Here is a 19,925-nt window from a genome sequence, read left to right on the forward strand (position 1 = left end):
TGGCCTTTTCTGCGTTTCCCTTTCCTACGTTTCCCTGCCTGGTTGATCGGCCCGGGGCTCCCGATATCCCGGGCTACCCCGATGGCCTGGTGAGGGCGTGCACGGGGGTCCGAGCTGCTTCGAAGCCGTCAAGATCACCCTCGATCCTGGATGTAGTGGCCTTACGGCGTGCGGACACCACTACAACCGGGATGTTGCGCGATCTTGCGGCCTACGGATCGGCGGTGCCGGTCAGTTTCGGGTCTGCATGCCGTCGCGGAGGTTGCGCAGCAGGCCGCCTGCGTCGCTGACCGACCGGCCCGGGAACATCGCCATCACCACACTGCCGTGGTCGGCCCAGCCGCACACCGCGAAGTCCCCGCCCTCGCCGCTGGTGCTGCCACACTTCAGCACCCCGCCGAGATCACCCGCGGGGAGGTCCCGGAGACCGTTCACCGCACCGGTCTCGTCCGACATCAGGCGGAAGAGGCTGTCCAGGTCCCGTTCCGGCTGCCAGAGCAGGGTGGTGCCCCCGAAGATGAGCACCGAGCGCTTGTCGTCGGCGGGGTCGCGGTAGACAGTGCCGAAACTTCGGTCCAGTTCGATGTTCGCCGCCAGGCCGCTGCGCAGATAGTCGGCCGTGCTTTTCGCGCGCTCGCTGTCGTCGCGGGTCAGACCCGCCACCCGATCGGGTGACGCCAGTTGGGTGTCCTTCTGCTGCGCCACCCGCCACCCACCGACACCAAGCACGCCGGCACCGGCGAGACCGACCACCAGTGCGACCGTCCAACCGATCTTGCGGCGGCGTGACCAGCCGCTGGACCGCTCGTCGGGGTCGCCTCCGGAGTCCCGGGTGCTCAGCTGGATCGGCTCTTCGGAAAGCTCAACCGGCTCGCGGCCGCCGTCGCGCGACCGCTCGGTGAGATGTGCGTCGGACATAGCCGACACCGTACGCGAACGGCAGGTGGCGCACGTCGGGTCTGCGGAAGCCCTCCGTAGACTTGTCCGGTGACCGAGAGACTGGATGCCCGACGCCCCGACGCCCCGACCCTTGCCGGCCAGTACCAGCCCGGTGAGGTAGAGCAGCGACGGTACGAGCAGTGGGTAGCCGGCGGGCACTTCCGGGCCTCCGCCGACAGCGACAAGCCCCCCTTCACCATCGTCATCCCGCCGCCGAACGTCACCGGCTCGCTGCACATGGGCCACGCGTTCGAGCACACGCTGATGGACGCGTTGACCCGGCGTAAGCGGATGCAGGGCTTCGAGGCGCTGTGGCTGCCGGGCATGGACCACGCCGGCATCGCCACCCAGAACCTGGTCGAGCGTCAGCTCGCCGCCGAAGGGCTTTCCCGGCACGATCTCGGCCGGGAGAAGTTCGTCGAGCGGGTCTGGCAGTGGAAGGCCGAGTCCGGTGGCGCCATCCTCGGCCAGATGCGCCGCCTCGGCGACTCCGTCGACTGGGACCGCGAGCGCTTCACCATGGACGAGGGGCTGACCCGTGCCGTCCAGACGATCTTCAAGAAGCTCTTCGACGACGGCCTCATCTACCGGGCCAACCGGATCATCAACTGGTGTCCGCGCTGCCTCACGGCGCTCTCCGACATCGAGGTCGAGCACACCGAGGACGACGGCGAGCTGATCTCGATCCGCTACAGCGACGAGGTCGTGGTGGCCACCACCCGGGCCGAGACGATGCTCGGCGACACCGCCGTGGCGGTGCACCCCGACGACGAGCGCTACCAGCACCTGATCGGCACCGAGGTCGAGCTGCCGCTGACCGGCCGCCGGATCCCGATCGTCGCCGACGCGCACGTCGACCCGTCCTTCGGCACCGGCATGGTCAAGGTGACGCCGGCGCACGACCCGAACGACTTCGAGATCGGCCAGCGGCACGACCTGCCCGCGCTGACCGTGATGGACGAGCGCGGTGTGATCACCGTGCCCGGCCCGTTCGAGGGGTTGGACCGGTTCGAGGCGCGACCGGCGATCGTGGCGGCGCTGCGGGAGCAGGGCCGGATCGTCGCCGAGAAGCGCCCGTACGTGCACGCGGTCGGGCACTGCTCGCGGTGCAAGACCACGGTCGAGCCGCGGCTGTCGCTGCAGTGGTTCGTCAACACCGCCCCGCTGGCCCAGGCCGCGGGTGACGCGGTGCGCGACGGCCGGGTCCGCATCGAGCCGGCCGAGCTGGCCAAGCGCTACTTCGCCTGGGTCGACAACATGCACGACTGGTGCATCTCCCGGCAGCTGTGGTGGGGGCACCGCATCCCGGTGTGGTACGGCCCGGCGGGTGAGATCATCTGCGTCGGCCCCGACGAGGCGCCGCCGACCGGCGAGGGCTGGCACCAGGACGAGGACGTCCTGGACACCTGGTTCTCCAGCGGCCTGTGGCCGTTCTCCACCCTGGGCTGGCCCGAGCAGACCCCGGACCTGGCGAAGTTCTACCCGACCAGCGTGCTGGTCACCGGGTACGACATCCTGTTCTTCTGGGTCGCCCGGATGATGATGTTCGGCCTCTACGCGATGGACGGCCGGCCGCCCTTCGACGTGGTCGCGCTGCACGGCATGGTCCGTGACCAGTTCGGCAAGAAGATGTCGAAGTCGTTCGGCAACGTGGTCGACCCGCTCGACTGGATCGACCGGTACGGCGCCGACGCCACCCGGTTCACCCTGGCGCGGGGCGCGAACCCCGGCCAGGACGTCCCGGTCAGCGAGGAGTGGTGCCAGGGCTCCCGCAACTTCTGCAACAAGCTCTGGAACGCCACCCGGTTCGCCCTGATGAACGGTGCGCACACCACTGGCGACCTGCCTCCCACCGAGCAGCTCTCCACCGTCGACCGGTGGATCCTGTCCCGGTTGGCGCACGTCACCGCCGAGGTCGACGAGCAGTTCGAGGCGTACGAGTTCGCCAAGGTGTGTGACCTGCTGTACCACTTCGCCTGGGACGACGTCTGTGACTGGTACGTCGAGCTGAGCAAGCCGGTGCTCGCCGAGGGCGGTGAGCGCGCGGAGGCCAGCCGCCGGGTGCTCGGGCACGTGCTCGACCAGCTGCTGCGGCTGCTGCACCCGGTCATCCCGTTCGTCACCGAGGAGCTGTGGCTCGCGCTGACCGGCGGCGAGACGGTGCAGGCCGCGGCCTGGCCGGTGGCCGACCGGTCGCTGGTCGACGACGCCGCCGAGGCCGAGCTGGTCGGCGTGCAGCGGGTGGTCACCGAGATCCGCCGGTTCCGTTCCGACCAGGGGCTGCGCCCCACGCAGCGGGTGGCTGCCCGCCTGGACGGGCTGTCCGGTGCGGGTATCGCTGCCCACGAGCCGCTGATCCGTTCGCTGGTCCGGTTGGACCCGGCCGGTGACGACTTCCAGGCCAGCGCCACGTTGGCCATGCCCGGCGCGGTAGGCGTCGCGTTGGACACCCGGGGGTCGATCGACGTGGCCGCCGAGCGGGCCCGGCTGACGAAGGACCGCGCGGCAGCCGAGAAGGAGGTCGCGCAGGCCCGGGCGAAGCTCGACAACCCTGCCTTCATCGGCAAGGCCCCCGAGCCGGTGGTCGCGAAGATCCGCGACCGGCTCGCCACCGCCGAGGCCGACCTGGTCCGGATCGACGCTGCTCTGGAGACACTGCCCTCGTGACCGACCGTAACGAATTCGCCGCCGTCGAAGCCGAGCTGAACGCCCGCGGTTTCACCCGCATGGTCTTCGAGCTGGACCGGATCGAGTCACTGCTCGACCTGCTCGGCAGCCCGCAGCGGGCGTACCCGGCGATCCACCTGACCGGCACCAACGGCAAGACCTCCACCGCGCGGATGATCGACTCGCTGCTGCGGGCGCACGGGCTGCACACCGGGCGGTACACCAGCCCGCACCTGGAGACCGTCCGGGAGCGGATCAGCCTGGACGGGGAGCCGGTCAGCGAGGAACGGTTCGCGTCGGTGTACCGGGAGATCAAGCCGCTGGCCGAGCTGGTCGACGCGCGGTCGGACGAGCCGCTGACGTACTTCGACATGACCACCGCGCTGGCGTTCGCCACGTTCGCCGACGCGCCGGTCGACATCGCGGTGGTCGAGGTCGGCCTCGGTGGTGCCGAGGACGCCACGAACGTTCTCCAGGCGGGGGTCTGCGTGATCACCCCGATCGGCCTGGACCACACCGAGTGGCTCGGTGACACGCTGCAGGACATCGCGCTGGCCAAGGCCGGCATCATCCACCCGGGGGCCACCGTGATCTCGGCGGCCCAGGAGGAGGAGGCCGCTGGTCCCCTCCTCGAACGCTGCGCCGAGGTCGGGGCCACGCTCGCCCGGGAGGGCGGCGAGTTCGGCGTGTTGGGTCGGGCGGTGGCGGTCGGGGGCCAGGTGCTCACCCTCCAGGGGCTGGGTGGCGTGTACGACGACGTGTTCATTCCGCTGCACGGTGCCCACCAGGCGCAGAACGCGGCAATGGCGCTCGCCGCCGTGGAGGCGTTCCTGGGTGCGGGGGCTCGACGTCAGCTGGACATCGAGGCGGTCCGGGAGGGCTTCGCCTCGACCAGCTCCCCGGGTCGGCTGGAGCGGGTCCGTAACGCCCCGACCATCCTGTTGGACGGCGCGCACAACCCGCACGGCATGAAGGCCACCGTCACCGCGCTCCAGGAGGAGTTCGCGTTCAGCAAGCTGGTGGCCGTGATCGGCGTACTGGCCGACAAGGACGCCGAAGCGCTGCTGGAGTTGCTGGAGCCGGTCGTCGACCAGGTGGTGGTCACCCGCAACAGCTCGCCACGGGCGATGCCGACGGAGGAACTCGGCGCGCTGGCCGCCGAGATCTTCGGCGAGGAGCGGGTGGCCTCGGCCGAGGAGATGCCGGACGCCATCGAGTTGGCGGTGGCGATGGCCGAGGAGGACGTCCCCGGTGAGCTGAGCGGCGTCGGGGTGCTGGTCACCGGGTCCGTGGTGACGGTCGCCGACGCGCGCCGGCTGCTGAAGCGATGACCAGCCCGGAGCGGGACCCGCACCCCACCGAGGACCCGACCGGCCCGCCGGTCGAGCAGCCGGTGGGGGAGGAGCCCACGGCCGGGCAGCCGCGACGCTCCGGGTTGCGCAACCCGGAGCGGGCGGTACGCGGTCTCGGCGCTGGCACGCTCAGCCTGGAGGCGCTGGTGCTGTTGCTGGCGATCCAGCCGATCCGGGTGGTCGGCGGTGACCTCGGCGGCGCCGCGATCGGTGCGGTGGTGGCACTGGCGGTGGCCGCCGTGGTGCTCGCCGGCATGATGCGTCGGCAGTGGGCCTGGAACGCCGGCACCGTGCTTCAGGGCCTGCTGTTGCTGGGCGGTCTGCTGCACTGGTCGCTGCTCGGGCTGGGCATCATCTTCGCCCTGGTCTGGGCGTACGCGTTGCACGTTCGCCGCGTCATTCTCGGCTGACGCCCGGCCCGGCCGGCGCCGTCCGAAGGCGGGCCGGGTCAGGCGTCGGCGCGTTCGCGCCACTGGGTGAGGGCGACGCCGTGGCCATCCGGGTCGCGGAAGGCCGCAGCCCACCCCTCCAGCTTGGTGCCCCGGTTGACCACCCGGGGCGCGTACGTGAAGCGGACCCCCGACTCGCGCAACCGTTCGTACGCCGCCTCGATGTCGCTCACCTCAAGGTTGACGTGTACGAGTCGGCGGCTGATGGGTGCCGCCCCGGTCACCTCGCGCAGGACGATCCGGGTCGACCCGGAGGCCAGGACGGCGTTGTGGGCACCCTGGTCGACCTCGCTGAAGCCGAGCACGTCGCGGTAGAAATTGAGCGACCGGGGCAGGTCGGTGACCAGCAGCGTGAGGCCCACCCCGCTGATCGGCCCGGCTGGGTCCGCGCCCGAGCCGGCGTCGAACCCGAAGATCGCCTGGTCCAGTTCCTCGTCGGTCACGGTCGTGCGTGCGGCCCCGGCCGGGGAGGGATCGTCCAGCGGAAGATCGAGTGGGTCCAGCGGGTCGGCCCCGCCCGGGCCGGACCGCTGCGCGGGCGGCGGGTCGAAGCGCTGTGCGCCGGCCTGCTCGAAGCGCTGCGCGCTGGGCGGGTCGACGGGGTCCTCGGCGGGTGGGGCGGTCGTGCCGCCCTCCTCCGAGGCGTCGAACCGGTCGGCGGCGGGCTCGTCGAAGCGCTCCTCGGCGGGCGGGCGCGGTGCCGGAGTGGTCGCCCGTCGGGGCAGCCCACCGGACTGCGGCTCGACGACGACGCCCTCCAACACCACCGGGCCACCCGGGCTCTGGTGCATCACCACGGGCTCGCGCTCCTCGGGCATGACGCCCGGATCGTCGCGCCGGAGGTCGTCCCGCGAAGGGTCGGTGCGCAGCGGGTCACCGAGCGGGTCGCGGAACGGGTCACCGACCGGGTCCCGGAACGGGTCACCGACCGGGTCGCGGAAGTCGTCGCGGAAGTCGTCGTCGGGTGCGCGGTCGGCCCACGGCGGCGCGTCCTGCTGGATCAACAGCTCGTCCATCGCCTCCGCGTCGGCGAACTCCGGCGGAAGATCGGCGACGGCAGCGGCGGTCTCGGCATGGGTCGGCACCTCGTCCCAGAGGACCTTGACGTGCCGCTGGTCGTCCAACGCGACCCGGATCGGCAGGGTCTGGCCCAGCGACGGCCACTTGGAGACCGGCACCCTCGGCTCAATGATCTTCTTGGAGCGCGGCGGCAGACCAGGGGCGTCAATCACCAGTTGCAGTTCGCAGCGGCCGAACGCGTACTGGGTGGGTGGTTCGGAGGCGCTGTGCACGTGCCCGACGCCGACGACCCACGTGCGACCGCCGCCGCGTACGGTCGCCAGCGCGATCGCCAGCACCAGCAGGGCGACCCCGAGAGCCACGATGGCCCAACTCGTCATGCCGAGCCCGAACAGGACGACGAACGTGGCCACGGTGCCCAGCACCGCGCCGATCAGCTTGCGTACCGGCGCGATGGGTCGGTTCCCGCCATTCGCCACAGTGGACCTCCCGGGGTCAGGACCAGGCTAGGCCGGATCGGCCACCGGGGGAAAGACCGGCCGCCGCGCCGGCACCGGGACCGGGTCGCTAGGCTGACCGTACCGATCCCAAGCGTTCTGCGCGTACAGGAGGAACCCAGCGTGTCCAGCAACAGCCCGGATGAGCGCAGCCTCGTTCTGATCAAGCCCGACGCGGTTCGCCGCGGCCTGGTCGGCGAGGTCCTCTCCCGCTTCGAGCGCAAGGGGCTGCGGATCGACGCGATGGTGCACCGGACGATGGATGCCGCGCTCGCCGACGAGCACTACGCCGAGCACGTCGACAAGGCGTTCTACCCGCCGCTGAAGGACTTCATGACCGGCGGCCCGCTGGTCGCCCTGGTGCTCTCCGGCGACCAGGTCATCGACGTGGTCCGCGGGCTGGTCGGCGCCACCGACGGACGCAAGGCCGCGGCCGGCACCATCCGGGGTGACCTGTCGCTGTCCAACCGGGAGAACCTGGTGCACGCCTCCGACTCGACGGACAGCGCCAAGCGCGAGATCGCGCTCTGGTTCCCCGAGCTGGGCTGACGCCCACCGGCCCGGGGGCCGACCGACGACGCCCGGGTTCAGCCGAGCGCCGGCACCTTCGCCGGGTTGCCGACCACGTAGATCCCGGTGATCCGTCCGTCCGCCGCAGCGATGGTCAGCGTGTACCGACTGCCGTCCGCGCGGGTGATCAGCATCGCCGGCTCCCCGTTGAGCTCGACCGGATCCATCGCCACCCGGTGACGCGGGCCGTAGACCCCGGCGTAGAACCGGGCTATCCGATCCGCGCCGGTGACCGGGTTGAGGGCGGCCCGCGCCCGACCGCCGCCGTCGTTCCACGCGGTGGCGTCGGCGGCCACCAGGTCGGTGAGCCTTGCCAGGTCACCGTCGCGGGCGGCGGCGAGGAACGCGTCCAGCAGCCGCTCCCGCTCCGGGCGGCTGGCGGTGAACCGACGCTGCTCGTGTCGTACCCGCGCGGTCGCCCGGTGGTACAGCTGCCGACAGTCGGCGACGGACCGGTCCAGGATCTCGGCGATCTCCGCGTACGGCAGGTCGAAGGCCGTGTGCAGGACGTACACCGCCCGCTCCGGCGGGGTGAGCCGCTCCAGGACGTGCAGCAACGCGGTGGAGAGCGAGTCGCGTAGCTCCACCCGGTCCAACGGCCCGAACGGCGAGGGCGCGGTCGGCACCGGCTCGGGCAGCCATGTCCCGACGTACGTCTCGCGGGCCGCCTGTCGGGCACGCAGCCGGTCCAGGGCCAGCCGGGTGACCACCCTGGACAGGTACCGTCGCGGCTCCTCGACCCGGGCCCGGTCCACACCCAGCCAGCGCAGGTACGCCTCCTGGAGCACGTCCTCCGCGTCGTGCCGGCTGCCGAGCAGGCGGTACGCGAGCCCAAGCAGCATCGGCCGGTGCGCCTCGAGCGCACCGGCCGCCTCTGCTGCCGCCTCGGTGGTCACGCCTGAGCCGGAGGCTCCAGCCGCATCGTCACACCGATCCGATTCCACACGTTGATTGTGGCAATCGCGATGACGAGGTCGGCCAGTTCCTTCTCCGACCAGACCTTCGCGGCGTCATTCCACACCTCGTCCGGCACCCCGTGCTCGCCGAGGCGGGTGACCGCGTCGGTGAGGGCCAGCGCGGCCCGCTCCCGCTCGTCGAAGAAGGGCGCCTCCCGCCAGGTGGCGACCGCGAAGAGCCGCTGGCTCGACTCGCCGCCGGCGAGCGCGTCCCGGCTGTGCATGTCCACGCAGTACGCGCACCCGTTGATCATCGACGCCCGCAGCTTGACCAGTTCCAGCACGGTGCGGTCGACGTTCGTCTGGACGTACTTCTCCAACCCCATGACGGCCTTGTACGCCTGCGGTGCGACCTCGGCCGGGTTCATCCGTTGCACGACTACCTCCTAATCGGTCCGACGCGGGTACGACGTGTGGGCCGGGCCGGGTTGTGACAACACCGGCTGTGATCCCGCTCATGTCGCCGAGGTGGCCGGGGTGGGCGGCACGTCGACCGAACGACCGACGACCGGCGTTCGTGTTCGCGTCACCCGGGCCGCCGCTCACGGTCACCTCCGCCCGATAGACCCACGGGGTCAACCCATGATCGGGAGGAAGCATGACCGAGCTTGATCGACGTACCCTGCTGCGGACCGGCCTGATGGTCGGTGCCGGAGCCGCCGGCGGCGCCCTGCTGGGCGGTGCCGGCGCGAACGCCGCCCCGGCCTGGCGCCCGGCGGCGCGCCCGGTGCTCACCCACGGCGTACAGAGCGGTGACGTGACCGCGGACTCGGCGCTGGTCTGGACGCGGGCCGACCGGCCGGGCCGGATGCTGGTCGAGGTGAGCCGTCGGCCGGACTTCCGGGGGGCGCGCAAGTTGCGCGGCCCGGTGCTCGGCCCGAACGGCGACTTCACCGGAAAGGTCCGGCTGCGGGGCCTGCCGGACGCCGAGCGGCTGCACTACCGGGTGCGGGTGGAGAGCCTGGATCGGCACGGGGTGGTCAGCGAGCCGCTGGCCGGGACGCTGACCACCGCGCCGGGGCGGCACCGGCGACGCGACGTGAAGTTCGTCTGGACCGGCGACGTGGTCGGGCAGGGCTGGGGGATCGACCCGAACTTCGGCGGCATGTCGATTTTCCGGGCGATGCGGCAGACCCGGCCGGACTTCTTCCTGTGCAGCGGCGACACGGTGTACGCCGACGGCCCGCTGGTCGAGTCGGTGACGCTGCCCGACGGGCGGATCTGGCGCAACCTGGTCACCCCGGAGAAGAGCAAGGTCGCCGAGACGCTGACCGAGTACCGCGGGCAGTTCGCGTACAACCTGCTCGACGAGCACCTGCGGGAGTTCGCCGCGGCGGTGCCGCAGATCAACCAGTGGGACGACCACGAGGTCCTGAACAACTGGTACCCGGGCGAGATCCTGGACGACCCGCGCTACACCGAGCGGCGGGTCGACGTGCTCGCCGCCCGGGCCCGCCAGGCGTTCAACGAGTGGCTACCGGTGCCGGTCGACGGGCCGATGTACCGGCGGCTGTCGTACGGGCCGTCGCTGGACGTGTTCGTGCTCGACATGCGTACCCACAAGGACCCGAACGACGGCAACACGTACGCCGACCCGAAGCGTGGTCTGCTCGGCCGGCAGCAGCGGGAGTGGCTGATCCGGGAGCTGAAGCGCTCCACGGCGACCTGGAAGGTGATCGCCAACGACCTTCCGATCGGCGTGGTGGTGCCGGACGGTCCGGGCGCGCAGGAGGGTGTCGCGCAGGGCGATCCGGGCGCGCCGGCGGGCCGGGAGTTGGAGTTCGCCGAGGTGTTGCGGGCCACCCACCGGGCCGGGGTGACCGGCATGGTCTTCCTGACCGCCGACGTTCACTACTCGGCCGCGCACCACTACGACCCGTCCCGCGCGGCGGTCGGCGACTTCACCCCGTTCTGGGAGTTCGTCTCCGGCCCGGCGCACGCCGGTGCGTTCGGCCCGAACGCGCTGGACGGCACGTTCGGGCCGCAGGCGGCCTTCGTGCACGCGCCGCCGGTGGCCAACACGGGCCCGGCGGGAGGCTTCCAGCACTTCGGTGAGGTCACCATCGACGGTGAGTCCGAGGCCCTGACGGTCCACCTGCGCGACCGAGACGGCGCCTCCCTCTGGTCCACGACCCTCCCGGCCCCCTGACCCCCTCGGTTGATCATGAAGTTGTTGCCACGACACGCCGACGAGGGAAGGCGACAACTTCATGGTCAACCGGGTCGGGGCCGGGGTTGGAGGGTGCCCAGCGCCGTTCGGCCCGAGCAGGCCGAACAGCTCCCCGTTGCCAACCGTCAGGTTGACGCCGCGGACTGCCTGAACCTCCCGACGCTGGGTCGCCACCATCCCCTGCGGCTGCGGTACCTGCGGCGCAGCCCGACCGCCTCGATCGCGTGTTAGTTCGTGACCCGCACGCTAGGAGCGACCGGGACGGGTGGGAAACGGATTCGGATCGAGCCGAATGCTCAGGCCGAGGCGCTCGCCGGCTCGTCGCCGATGAGCTGCACCAGTGCCACGCCGGCCGGTTCCAGGCCGTACAGCACCCGTCGGCCCACCCGACGGCGATGCACCACACCGGCGGTGAGCAGCGCGGAGAGCTGCTCCGAGACGGTGCTCGGGGCCAGCCCCAGGGTGGCCGCGAGGCCGGCGGTGGTCGCCGGCCGGGTCAGCGCCCGCAGCACCTGGGCACGGCCTCGGCCGACCAGCACCGCCAGCCGATCCGTGGCCGGTGTCGTCCGGGGCGCCGAGCTGGGCCCACCCTCGGCCAGCACCACCGCGCCGCGCGCCTGGTAGGAGACGGCGATGATCTCCGGATGGTCGGTGGCGCAGATGAGTGCTCCCTGCGAGAAGATCAGAGGAATCAGCAGGAGCCGCTGGTCGACCGCCGTGAACTGCTGCTCCGACGGCTTCACCAGCGTCAGCACCGGCTTCTCCCAGCGCACCCGCTCGTGCAGGTCGGCCAGCAACGCGTCCGGACCGTGCGCGGCGAGCGCCCGCGCCCGGTGCAGCACCTCCTCGTCCAGCGCCGCCCGCATCGCCGGCCACCACGGCGCGATGGCCGCGTCCCAATACGCCTCGATGCCGTCGGCGAGCCGGTCCAGGGCGGCCCGCCGGTCCGTGACGAACGGGCCGAGCCATCCCGGCAGGTCGTCCGGGTCGTAGTAGCGGGGGATCTGCTCGGCGATCACCTCAGCTGGCGTCGCGCGCAGTTCGGCGAGCTGGTCGGCCAGGGTCGGCGCGGCCGACGTGGGGAGCGGGCTGAGGAAGTCCGGTGCGGGTAGGCCGACGGTCAGCAGCCGGGCCGGCCCGGTCGCCGGCACCTCGTCGAGCACCCGCCGTGCGTGCCGCGCCCAGGCGGTGTACGGCCAGGGCGCCTCTTTCGGATGGCGTTGCAGCACGAACAGGCTGGTCAGCACCTCCCAGAGCGGGCTGGTGGCGATCCGGGTGCGGGCCAGCGTCGGCTCGTCCAATTCGATCCGGATCATCCGGACAGCCTAGGGTGCCGGCGCGTGCCTTCACTCGGCGGCGGGTTGGGGGGCGGGTCTTGTATCGTTGGGCACCGTAAGGCGATGACCCGGCCATCACCGGTGAGCCTCCGGAAGAACAGCCGGGCAACCGGCCCAGTAGAACCGGACGGGTGCGGCCCGTCACAGCCGACAATGAGCGGGCGGTCGATCCTGACCGCCAAGCGGGGTGGTACCGCGGGCCACCCGGGAGCGCCGTTTGAGGCGTACCCCGGAAAGGTTCGTCCTCGCAGTCCCACGTTGAGTGACTGCACGAGGAGAGCGACCCCCGATGGCCTATCCGTTGCACGACCCGACCGCCGCCGGTGTGCCGGCGAGCCCGGACCTGCCCGCGGTCGAGCGCCGGGTGCTGGAGCACTGGACGGCCGACAAGACCTTCGAGGCCAGCATCGAGGCCCGCCCCGCCGGCACGGACGGCAAGAACGAGTACGTCTTCTACGACGGCCCGCCGTTCGCCAACGGCCTGCCGCACTACGGTCACCTCTTCACCGGCTACGTCAAGGACGTGGTGCCGCGCTACCAGACCATGCGCGGCCGGCACGTCGAGCGGCGCTTCGGCTGGGACTGCCACGGCCTGCCCGCCGAGGTGGTGGCCGAGAAGCAGCTCGGCATCACCAGCAAGGCGGAGATCATCGACCTGGGCGTGGACCGGTTCAACGAGGCCTGCCGTGCCTCGGTGCTGGAGTTCACCCAGGACTGGGAGCGGTACATCAACCGGCAGGCCCGCTGGGTCGACTTCACCAACGACTACAAGACCCTCGACCTGGACTACATGGAAAGCGTCATGTGGGCCTTCAAGACCCTGCACGACAAGGGTCTGATCTACGAGGGCTTCCGGGTGCTGGCGTACTGCTGGCGCTGTGAGACGCCGCTGTCGAACACCGAGACCCGGATGGACGACGTCTACCGGGACCGGCACGACCCCACACTGTCGGTGTGGTTCGAGCTGACCGCCGACGAGTCCGCGCCGGAGTTGGTGCGCGGGCCCGTCAAGCTGGGCGTCTGGACCACCACGCCGTGGACCCTGCCGTCGAACCTGGCGCTCGCCGTCGGGCCCGACATCGAGTACGCGGTGCTGGAGCGCGACGGCGACCGCTACCTGGTGGGCGCGGCGCGGCTGGCCGCGTACGCCAAGGAGCTGGAAGGCTACGAGCAGGTCGGCACGGTGTACGGCCGGGACCTGGCCGGACGCCGCTACACGCCGCTGTTCGACTTCCTCGTCGAGCAGGCCGGGGAGAACGCCTACCAGGTGCTCGGCGCGGAGTTCGTCACCACCGAGGACGGCACCGGGATCGTGCACCTGGCCCCGGCCTTCGGTGAGGACGACCAGAACGTCTGCAACGCCGCCGGCATCCCCACCATCGTCACTGTGGACGACCACACCCGGTTCACCGCGCTGGTCCCGCCGTACCAGGGTGAGCAGGTCTTCGACGTCAACAAGCCGGTGATCCGGGAGCTGAAGGACCGGGGGGTGGTGCTCAAGCAGGACACCTACACCCACTCGTACCCGCACTGCTGGCGTTGCGACACCCCGCTGGTCTACAAGGCGGTGTCGTCGTGGTTCGTCGCGGTGACGCAGTTCCGGGACCGGATGGTCGAGCTGAACCAGGAGATCAACTGGACGCCCGGCCACATCAAGGACGGCTCGTTCGGCAAGTGGCTGGCCAACGCCCGGGACTGGTCGATCAGCCGGAACCGGTTCTGGGGCTCGCCGATCCCGGCGTGGAAGTCCGACGACCCGAACTACCCGCGCCTGGACGTCTACGGTTCGCTTGCCGACATCGAGCGGGACTTCGGCGTACGCCTGACCGACCTGCACCGGCCGGCGGTGGACGACCTGGTCCGCCCCAACCCGGACGACCCGACCGGGCAGTCGATGATGCGCCGGGTGCCGGAGGTGCTGGACTGCTGGTTCGAGTCCGGCTCGATGCCGTTCGCCCAGGTGCACTACCCGTTCGAGAACGCCGACTGGTTCGAGCACCACTACCCGGGTGACTTCATCGTCGAGTACATCGGGCAGACCCGCGGTTGGTTCTACACGATGCACGTGCTGGCCACCGCGCTGTTCGACCGGCCGGCGTTCCGCAACTGCCTGAGCCACGGCATCCTGCTCGGCTCGGACGGGCGCAAGATGTCCAAGAGCCTGCGCAACTACCCGGACGTGTACCACGTCTTCGACGCGTACGGCTCGGACGCGATGCGCTGGATGCTGATGTCCTCGCCGGTGCTGCGCGGTGGGGACATGGCGGTCACCGAGGCGGGCATCCGCGACGCCGTCCGGCAGGTGCTGCTGCCGCTGTGGAACGTGTGGTATTTCTTCACGCTCTACGCCAACGCCGACGGGTACCAGGCGCGGCGGCGCACCGACTCCACACACCTGCTCGACCGGTACGTTCTGGCGAAGACGAACGAGCTGGTGTCCACTGTCGGCGCGCAGATGGACGCGTACGACATCTCCGGTGCCTGCGCCACCGTCCGGTCCTACCTGGACGCGCTGACCAACTGGTACGTGCGCCGGTCCCGGGACCGGTTCTGGTCCGGTGACGCGAACGCCTTCGACACCCTGTCGACGGTGCTGGAGACCCTCTGTCGGGTGGTGGCGCCGCTCGCGCCGCTGACCGCTGAGGAGATCTGGCGTGGCCTGACCGGGGAACGTTCGGTGCACCTGACCGACTGGCCGGATGCGAGCGAGTTCCCGGCCGACCACGACCTGGTCGCCGCGATGGACAACGTGCGGGCGGTCGCCTCGGCGGCGTTGTCGCTGCGCAAGGCCAAGGGGCTGCGGGTGCGACTGCCGCTGTCGAAGTTGACAGTGGCCTCGCCGGCCGCGGAGCAGCTGCGGCCGTTCGCCGACCTGGTCGCCGACGAGGTCAACGTGAAGACTGTGGAGTTCAGTGCGGAGCTGTCCGGGTACTGCGAGCAGGTGTTGACGGTGGTGCCGCGGGCGCTCGGCCCGCGGGTCGGCAAGCAGGTGCAGCAGGTGATCAAGGCGGTCAAGGCGGGCGAGTGGGAGCTGGTCGACGGCGCCCCGGTGGCCGCCGGCGTCACCCTCGCCGAGGGTGAGTACGAGCTGCGCCTGGTCGCCGCCGACGCCGAGCAGTCCGCGCCGCTGCCCGGCGGCGAGGGCGTGGTGCTGCTGGACACCGATGTCACCCCGGAGTTGGCCGCCGAGGGGCTGGCCCGCGACGTGGTGCGGGTGGTGCAGCAGGCCCGCCGGGACGCCGACCTGGATGTCTCGGACCGGATCGTGGTGTCGGTGTCGGCGTCCGACGAGGTACACGCGGCGGTGTCCGCGTACGTCGACTTCGTATCCGCGGAGGTGCTGGCCGACTCGGTGGACTTCACCGAGGGCCTGGAGGGCTTCGCTGGCGAGGTCGGCGATGGTGAGCGGGTAACGGTGGTCGTCCGCCGGGTATAAGGGACCATCGCCAGGGTGCGGGCGCCTCACCACCTCCGTCCGGGAGGTGTGGAGGCGTCCGCTACCGTGACACCGCCTGTTCGCACCTGATCTGCCGGAGGACCAGTGCCCCTGCTCTACACCATCGGCAAGCTCACCGTGGCGCCCACGCTGCGGTTGGCGTTCCGCCCGACCGTGGAGGGGCTGGAACACGTGCCGGAGATCGGTGGCGCGGTCTTTGCCGGCAACCACCTCTCGGTGGCCGACGAGTTGTTCCTCGGCACGGTCGTGCCCCGGCACCTGGCGTTCTGGGCCAAGTCGGAATATTTCAAGGGCACCGGCGTGAAGGGTGCGATCTCCAAGTTTGTCCTCACCGGCCTCGGTGCGATCCCGGTCGAGCGGGCCGGTGGCCGGGCGGCGCTGTCCGCGTTCGACGCGGCGATCCCGGCGCTCAAGGGCGGTGACCTGGTGGTGGTCTACCCGGAGGGCACCCGCTCGCCGGACGGCAAGCTCTACCGGGGGCGGACCGGCGCGGCCCGGCTGGCGATCTCGGCCGGCGTGCCGATCATCCCGGTCGGCATGATCGGCACGGACAAGGCGCAGCCGATCGGTGCCCGGGTGCCCCGGCCGGGCACTGCCAAGATCACGGTTCGATTCGGCAAGCCGCTGGACTTCACCGGCCGACCGGACGACCGCACCTCGCTGCGGCAGATGACCGACGAGTTGATGAGTGAGATCCAGAAGCTCACCGGCCAGGAGTACGTGCCCCGCTACGCCCCGCCGCGCGCCCACCCGGACCCGACCCGCGACGCCTGACCGCGTGCCCTCTGCTGGCAGATCTGCCAGCAGTATCGAAACAGCCCTGCATGGTCCCGACCGGGTGCCTCCCGGCCGGGAGGCACCCGGTCCAAAAGGCGGTATACCTCTGAGTCATAAATATGACTCAGAGGTATACCGCCTTTTGCCTTGTGGCCTCGGCATGGCGTGACGCTACGTCACGACTGTTGCCGCCGGTGCGGGCGCGCGGGCCGAACGCCACGGGTGCGGATCACCGCGCCCCGGCCGCCCCGGGTGCGGCTCAGCCCCGCTCGGGTTGGACGATCTGGGCGCGCAGGGTGCCCAGCAGTTCGGCACTGTCGGCGACGGAGAGCCGGGTGAACACGCCGGTGGCGATGCTGCCGTGGTCGACCGACGTGCAGACCACCACGGCACTGCCGTCGGCGCTACCCACCGCGCACCGTTCGTGCCTGCCCCGCACACCGGTGTCCACGGTCTCCGGGGCATCCAGGGCGTACCGCTCGGTGAGCCGGCTGATCTCGGCCTCCGCATCCGACTCCGGGCTCAGCCGGAAGCCGGTGCCGCCGAAGACCGTCACCCGCTTGCCGCTCGTCGTGGCGTAGACGCCGGCGAACGTGTCCTCGGCGAGCCAGTGCTCCTTGCGTACCTCGCCCTCCAACTTCTTGGCGGTCTCCGTGCTGCGGCCGTCCTGTCGCAGGCTGAGGTCGTCCACCTGGACGGGCAGCGCCGCGCGCGCCGGGTACTGGGCCGAGATCGGGAACCCGTAGTAGGCGGGGCAGCCACAGCAGCAGGCCAGGCTGAGCAGCAGCAGCCACGGCCAGCGGCGTCGACGGCGGACCGGTACCGGCACGTACCCCTTGGGGGCCTGCCAGCCCGGCGGTGCCGATGGCGGTGGCGCGGTGGATCGCCGGCCCCGGCGTTGCTTCGGCACCTTCGGCGGCGCGGGTGGTGCGGGTGGTGACATCGGTCTGGCCGGCACCATGGGTCCGATGGCCCGCGGTGCGCCCGGGGCGGCCGGCGGCACCGGGTGGGGCCCGGCCGGGGAAGCGGGCGGCCCGGACCACTGCCGGGTGTCCCGCGATACGGCCGGAGGAGCGGGCGGCCCGGACCACTGCCGGGTGTCCGGCGGCGTCGGATACGACAGCGTGGGCGGCAGCGGGGGCAGTTCGGCGGAGGGCAGGTCCCAGCCGCCGGTGTCCACGCCGGCCCACGGGTCGACCGGTGTCTGGTGCTCCGGCGGCCCGACGGCCACCGGCGGGGGAGGGGTCGGTTCGGCCGACTCGCCCCAGACGGGTCGGCGGGGCAGCGGCGGTGGTACCGGGGCCGAACCGCTCCACCTGGGCGTCGGGACCTCCGCGGTCGCGGCAGGCTCCGGCTGGTCCGAGGACTCCGGCTGGTCCGAGGACTCCGGGTGGTCCGAGGGTTCCGGGTGGTCCGAGGGTTCCGGGTGGTCCGAGGGTTCCGGCTGGTCCGGGGGTTCTGGCTGGTCCGAGGGTTCCGGCTGGTCCGGGGGTACGGGTGGGGAGGTCGGCTCGTCGGCGACCGCCCGGTCCCGCTCCGGCTCCGCGCCCGGGGTGCTCCCGTCGGCCGGCCGTGCTCCCGGCTGGGGCTCCGGCATCGCGGCAATCTCCTCTCGCGCCGATCCGAGGTTAGTACCGCGCCGCCACCACCGCCGATCGGGCGTGCGCGCGATCGCCGCCGGACGAACGCGTACCCTTGGGCATCATGAGTGCCCCGTCCACGACGCCGCGCGCGGCCGCGACCAACTCCGTGTGGTCCCAGCTCGAGCCGCTGCTACCCCAGGTCTCCAAGCCCATCCAGTACGTCGGTGGCGAGTTGGGCGCGGTGACGAAGGACTGGGACGCGGCCACCGTGCGTTGGGCGCTGATGTATCCCGACGCCTACGAGGTGGGCCTGCCCAACCAGGGCGTGCAGATCCTCTACGAGGTGCTCAACGAGCTGCCCGACACCCTCGCCGAGCGGACGTACGCGGTCTGGCCGGACCTGGAGACGCTGATGCGCAAGCACGGCGTGCCGCAGTTCACCGTCGACGCGCACCGGGCGGTGCGCGGGTTCGACGTGTTCGGCATCTCCTTTTCCACCGAGCTGGGCTACACCAACATGCTCACCGCGATCGACCTGGCCGGCATCCCGATGCTGGCCGCCGACCGCACCGACGCCGACCCGGTGATCGTGGCCGGCGGGCACGCCGCGTTCAACCCGGAGCCGATCGCCGACTTCATCGACGCCGCGGTGCTCGGCGACGGCGAGGAGGCGGTCCTGGAGATCACCGCGATCGTCCGGGAGTGGAAGGCCGAGGGCTCCCCGGGCGGCCGCGACGAGCTGCTGCTGCGGCTGGCCCGCACCGAGAGCGTCTACGTGCCGCGCTTCTACGACGTCGACTACCTGCCGGACGGCCGGATCCAGCGGGTCGTACCGAACCGGGCGGACGTGCCGTTCCGGGTGCACAAGCGCACGACGATGGACCTGGACGCCTGGCCGTACCCGAAAAAGCCCCTCGTTCCGCTGGCCGAGACGGTGCACGAGCGGTACGCGGTGGAGATCTTCCGGGGCTGCACCAGGGGTTGCCGGTTCTGCCAGGCCGGGATGATCACCCGCCCGGTGCGCGAACGGTCGATCACCACTGTCGCGCAGATGGTCCGCGAGGGCCTGGAGTTCTCCGGCTTCTCCGAGGTCGGCCTGCTGTCGCTCTCCTCGGCGGACCACTCCGAGATCGGCGACATGTGCTCGGGCCTCGCCCAGCAGTACGAGGGCACGAACGTCTCGCTGTCGCTGCCCTCGACCCGGGTGGACGCCTTCAACATCGACCTCGCGCAGGAGCTGTCCCGCAACGGGCGGCGTACCGGCCTGACCTTCGCCCCGGAGGGCGGGTCGGAGCGGATCCGCAAGGTCATCAACAAGATGGTGTCGAAGGAAGACCTGATCCGTACGGTCGTCACCGCGTACACCAACGGGTGGCGGCAGGTGAAGCTCTACTTCATGTGCGGCCTGCCCACCGAGACCGACGAAGACGTCCTCGAGATCGCCGAGATGGCCCACGAGGTGATCAGGGCCGGCCGGGCCGCGACCGGCTCCAAGGACATCCGCTGCACGGTCTCCATCGGCGGGTTCGTGCCGAAGCCGCACACCCCGTTCCAGTGGGCAGCGATGGACCGTCCGGAGGTCATCGACCACCGGCTCAAGATCCTCAAGCAGGCCATCAACGCGGACCGCTCGCTGGGTCGGGCCATCGGCTACCGCTACCACGACGGTGAGCCGTCGCTCATCGAAGGGCTGCTCTCCAGGGGTGACCGCCGGGTCGGCTCGGTCATCCGCAAGGTCTGGGAGAACGGCGGCCGGTTCGACGGGTGGAGCGAGCACTTCTCGTACCAGCGCTGGGTGGATGCGGCGGCCGAGACGCTGCCCGCGTTCGGGGTGGACCTCGACTGGTACACCACCCGTCAGCGCGACGAGCTGGAGGTCCTGCCCTGGGACCACCTCGACTCGGGCCTCGACAAAGACTGGCTCTGGCAGGACTGGCAGGACTCGTTCAGCGAGTTCGAGCAGGACGACTGCCGGTGGACGCCCTGCTTCGACTGCGGCGTCTGCCCATCGATGGACACCGAGATCCAGATCGGCCCCACCGGCAAGAAGCTTCTGCCGCTCACCCCGCTGGGCGGCAACGGCATGAAGGTCCCGTCGGGCCACTCGCACTCGCACCCCTGACCGCGCCGCCTTCGGGCGGCGCCTGCTGG

14 protein-coding genes are annotated in these 19,925 nt (G+C 71.2%); 8 read left to right on the forward strand and 6 right to left on the reverse strand.

Going from position 1 to position 19,925, the window contains the following annotated elements; translation table 11 throughout:
* Positions 1-231: 231 nt before the first annotated feature.
* Positions 232-918 (reverse strand): hypothetical protein, encoded by a 687-nt coding sequence (locus MED15_RS27045; RefSeq protein ID WP_112737286.1) that lies wholly within the window; start codon positions 916-918, stop codon positions 232-234.
* Positions 919-987: 69 nt separating this feature from the next.
* Here MED15_RS27045 and MED15_RS27050 point away from each other — a divergent pair, with 69 nt between their 5' ends.
* From MED15_RS27050 to MED15_RS27060, 3 genes are read left to right on the forward strand one after another with little or no spacing between them, the layout of a single operon-like run.
* The gene (locus MED15_RS27050) at positions 988-3,606 is read left to right on the forward strand and encodes a valine--tRNA ligase (RefSeq protein WP_112737288.1); all 2,619 of its coding nucleotides are present in this window, start codon (positions 988-990) and stop codon (positions 3,604-3,606) included.
* Entirely contained in the window at positions 3,603-4,937 is a 1,335-nt protein-coding gene (locus MED15_RS27055; protein WP_112586024.1) for a bifunctional folylpolyglutamate synthase/dihydrofolate synthase, read from the forward strand. The genes MED15_RS27050 and MED15_RS27055 overlap by 4 nt, the downstream gene beginning before the upstream one ends.
* Entirely contained in the window at positions 4,934-5,368 is a 435-nt protein-coding gene (locus tag MED15_RS27060; protein ID WP_112586022.1) for a DUF4233 domain-containing protein, read from the forward strand. Before MED15_RS27055 ends, MED15_RS27060 begins: the two co-directional genes overlap by 4 nt.
* Before the next feature lie 38 nt (positions 5,369-5,406).
* Here the strand turns inward: MED15_RS27060 and MED15_RS27065 are convergent, their stop codons facing one another.
* Positions 5,407-6,906 carry a VOC family protein gene (locus tag MED15_RS27065; RefSeq protein ID WP_112586020.1) on the reverse strand — a complete coding sequence of 500 codons (1,500 nt, stop codon included), beginning with the start codon at positions 6,904-6,906 and terminating at the stop codon, positions 5,407-5,409.
* Positions 6,907-7,047: 141 nt separating this feature from the next.
* Between MED15_RS27065 and ndk the strand changes: the two genes are divergently transcribed.
* Positions 7,048-7,473 (forward strand): nucleoside-diphosphate kinase, encoded by a 426-nt coding sequence (gene ndk, locus MED15_RS27070; protein ID WP_091409968.1) that lies wholly within the window; start codon positions 7,048-7,050, stop codon positions 7,471-7,473.
* Between the two features lie 38 nt (positions 7,474-7,511).
* On the opposite strand, the gene sigJ is transcribed toward ndk, so the two are convergent.
* Positions 7,512-8,390, reverse strand: coding sequence for an RNA polymerase sigma factor SigJ (gene sigJ / locus MED15_RS27075; RefSeq protein WP_112737290.1), 879 nt, complete (start codon positions 8,388-8,390; stop codon positions 7,512-7,514).
* Positions 8,387-8,818, reverse strand: a complete 432-nt coding sequence (locus MED15_RS27080) for a carboxymuconolactone decarboxylase family protein (protein ID WP_208646735.1) — start codon at positions 8,816-8,818, stop codon at positions 8,387-8,389. Before MED15_RS27080 ends, sigJ begins: the two co-directional genes overlap by 4 nt.
* Positions 8,819-9,048: 230 nt before the next feature.
* Here MED15_RS27080 and MED15_RS27085 point away from each other — a divergent pair, with 230 nt between their 5' ends.
* The gene (locus tag MED15_RS27085) at positions 9,049-10,599 is read left to right on the forward strand and encodes an alkaline phosphatase D family protein (RefSeq protein WP_112604348.1); all 1,551 of its coding nucleotides are present in this window, start codon (positions 9,049-9,051) and stop codon (positions 10,597-10,599) included.
* A gap of 317 nt (positions 10,600-10,916) precedes the next feature.
* Here MED15_RS27085 and MED15_RS27095 read toward each other — a convergent pair whose 3' ends face one another.
* A complete protein-coding gene (locus tag MED15_RS27095) occupies positions 10,917-11,936 on the reverse strand; it encodes an ArsR family transcriptional regulator (RefSeq protein ID WP_112604346.1) in 1,020 nt (339 codons plus the stop codon).
* A gap of 310 nt (positions 11,937-12,246) precedes the next feature.
* Between MED15_RS27095 and ileS the strand changes: the two genes are divergently transcribed.
* A complete protein-coding gene (gene ileS, locus MED15_RS27105; protein ID WP_112737292.1) occupies positions 12,247-15,393 on the forward strand; it encodes an isoleucine--tRNA ligase in 3,147 nt (1,048 codons plus the stop codon).
* Positions 15,394-15,498: 105 nt separating this feature from the next.
* Positions 15,499-16,188 (forward strand): lysophospholipid acyltransferase family protein, encoded by a 690-nt coding sequence (locus MED15_RS27110; protein WP_091409949.1) that lies wholly within the window; start codon positions 15,499-15,501, stop codon positions 16,186-16,188.
* 262 nt (positions 16,189-16,450) lie between these two features.
* Here MED15_RS27110 and MED15_RS34370 read toward each other — a convergent pair whose 3' ends face one another.
* Positions 16,451-17,788, reverse strand: coding sequence for a hypothetical protein (locus tag MED15_RS34370; protein ID WP_244220611.1), 1,338 nt, complete (start codon positions 17,786-17,788; stop codon positions 16,451-16,453).
* 107 nt (positions 17,789-17,895) lie between these two features.
* On the opposite strand from MED15_RS34370, the gene MED15_RS27120 reads away from it, so the two are divergent.
* The gene (locus MED15_RS27120) at positions 17,896-19,896 is read left to right on the forward strand and encodes a TIGR03960 family B12-binding radical SAM protein (RefSeq protein ID WP_112642074.1); all 2,001 of its coding nucleotides are present in this window, start codon (positions 17,896-17,898) and stop codon (positions 19,894-19,896) included.
* Positions 19,897-19,925: the final 29 nt, after the last annotated feature.

The organism is Micromonospora noduli (assembly GCF_003264475.1).
In the GTDB taxonomy this organism is placed as follows: Bacteria; Actinomycetota; Actinomycetes; order Mycobacteriales; family Micromonosporaceae; genus Micromonospora; species Micromonospora noduli.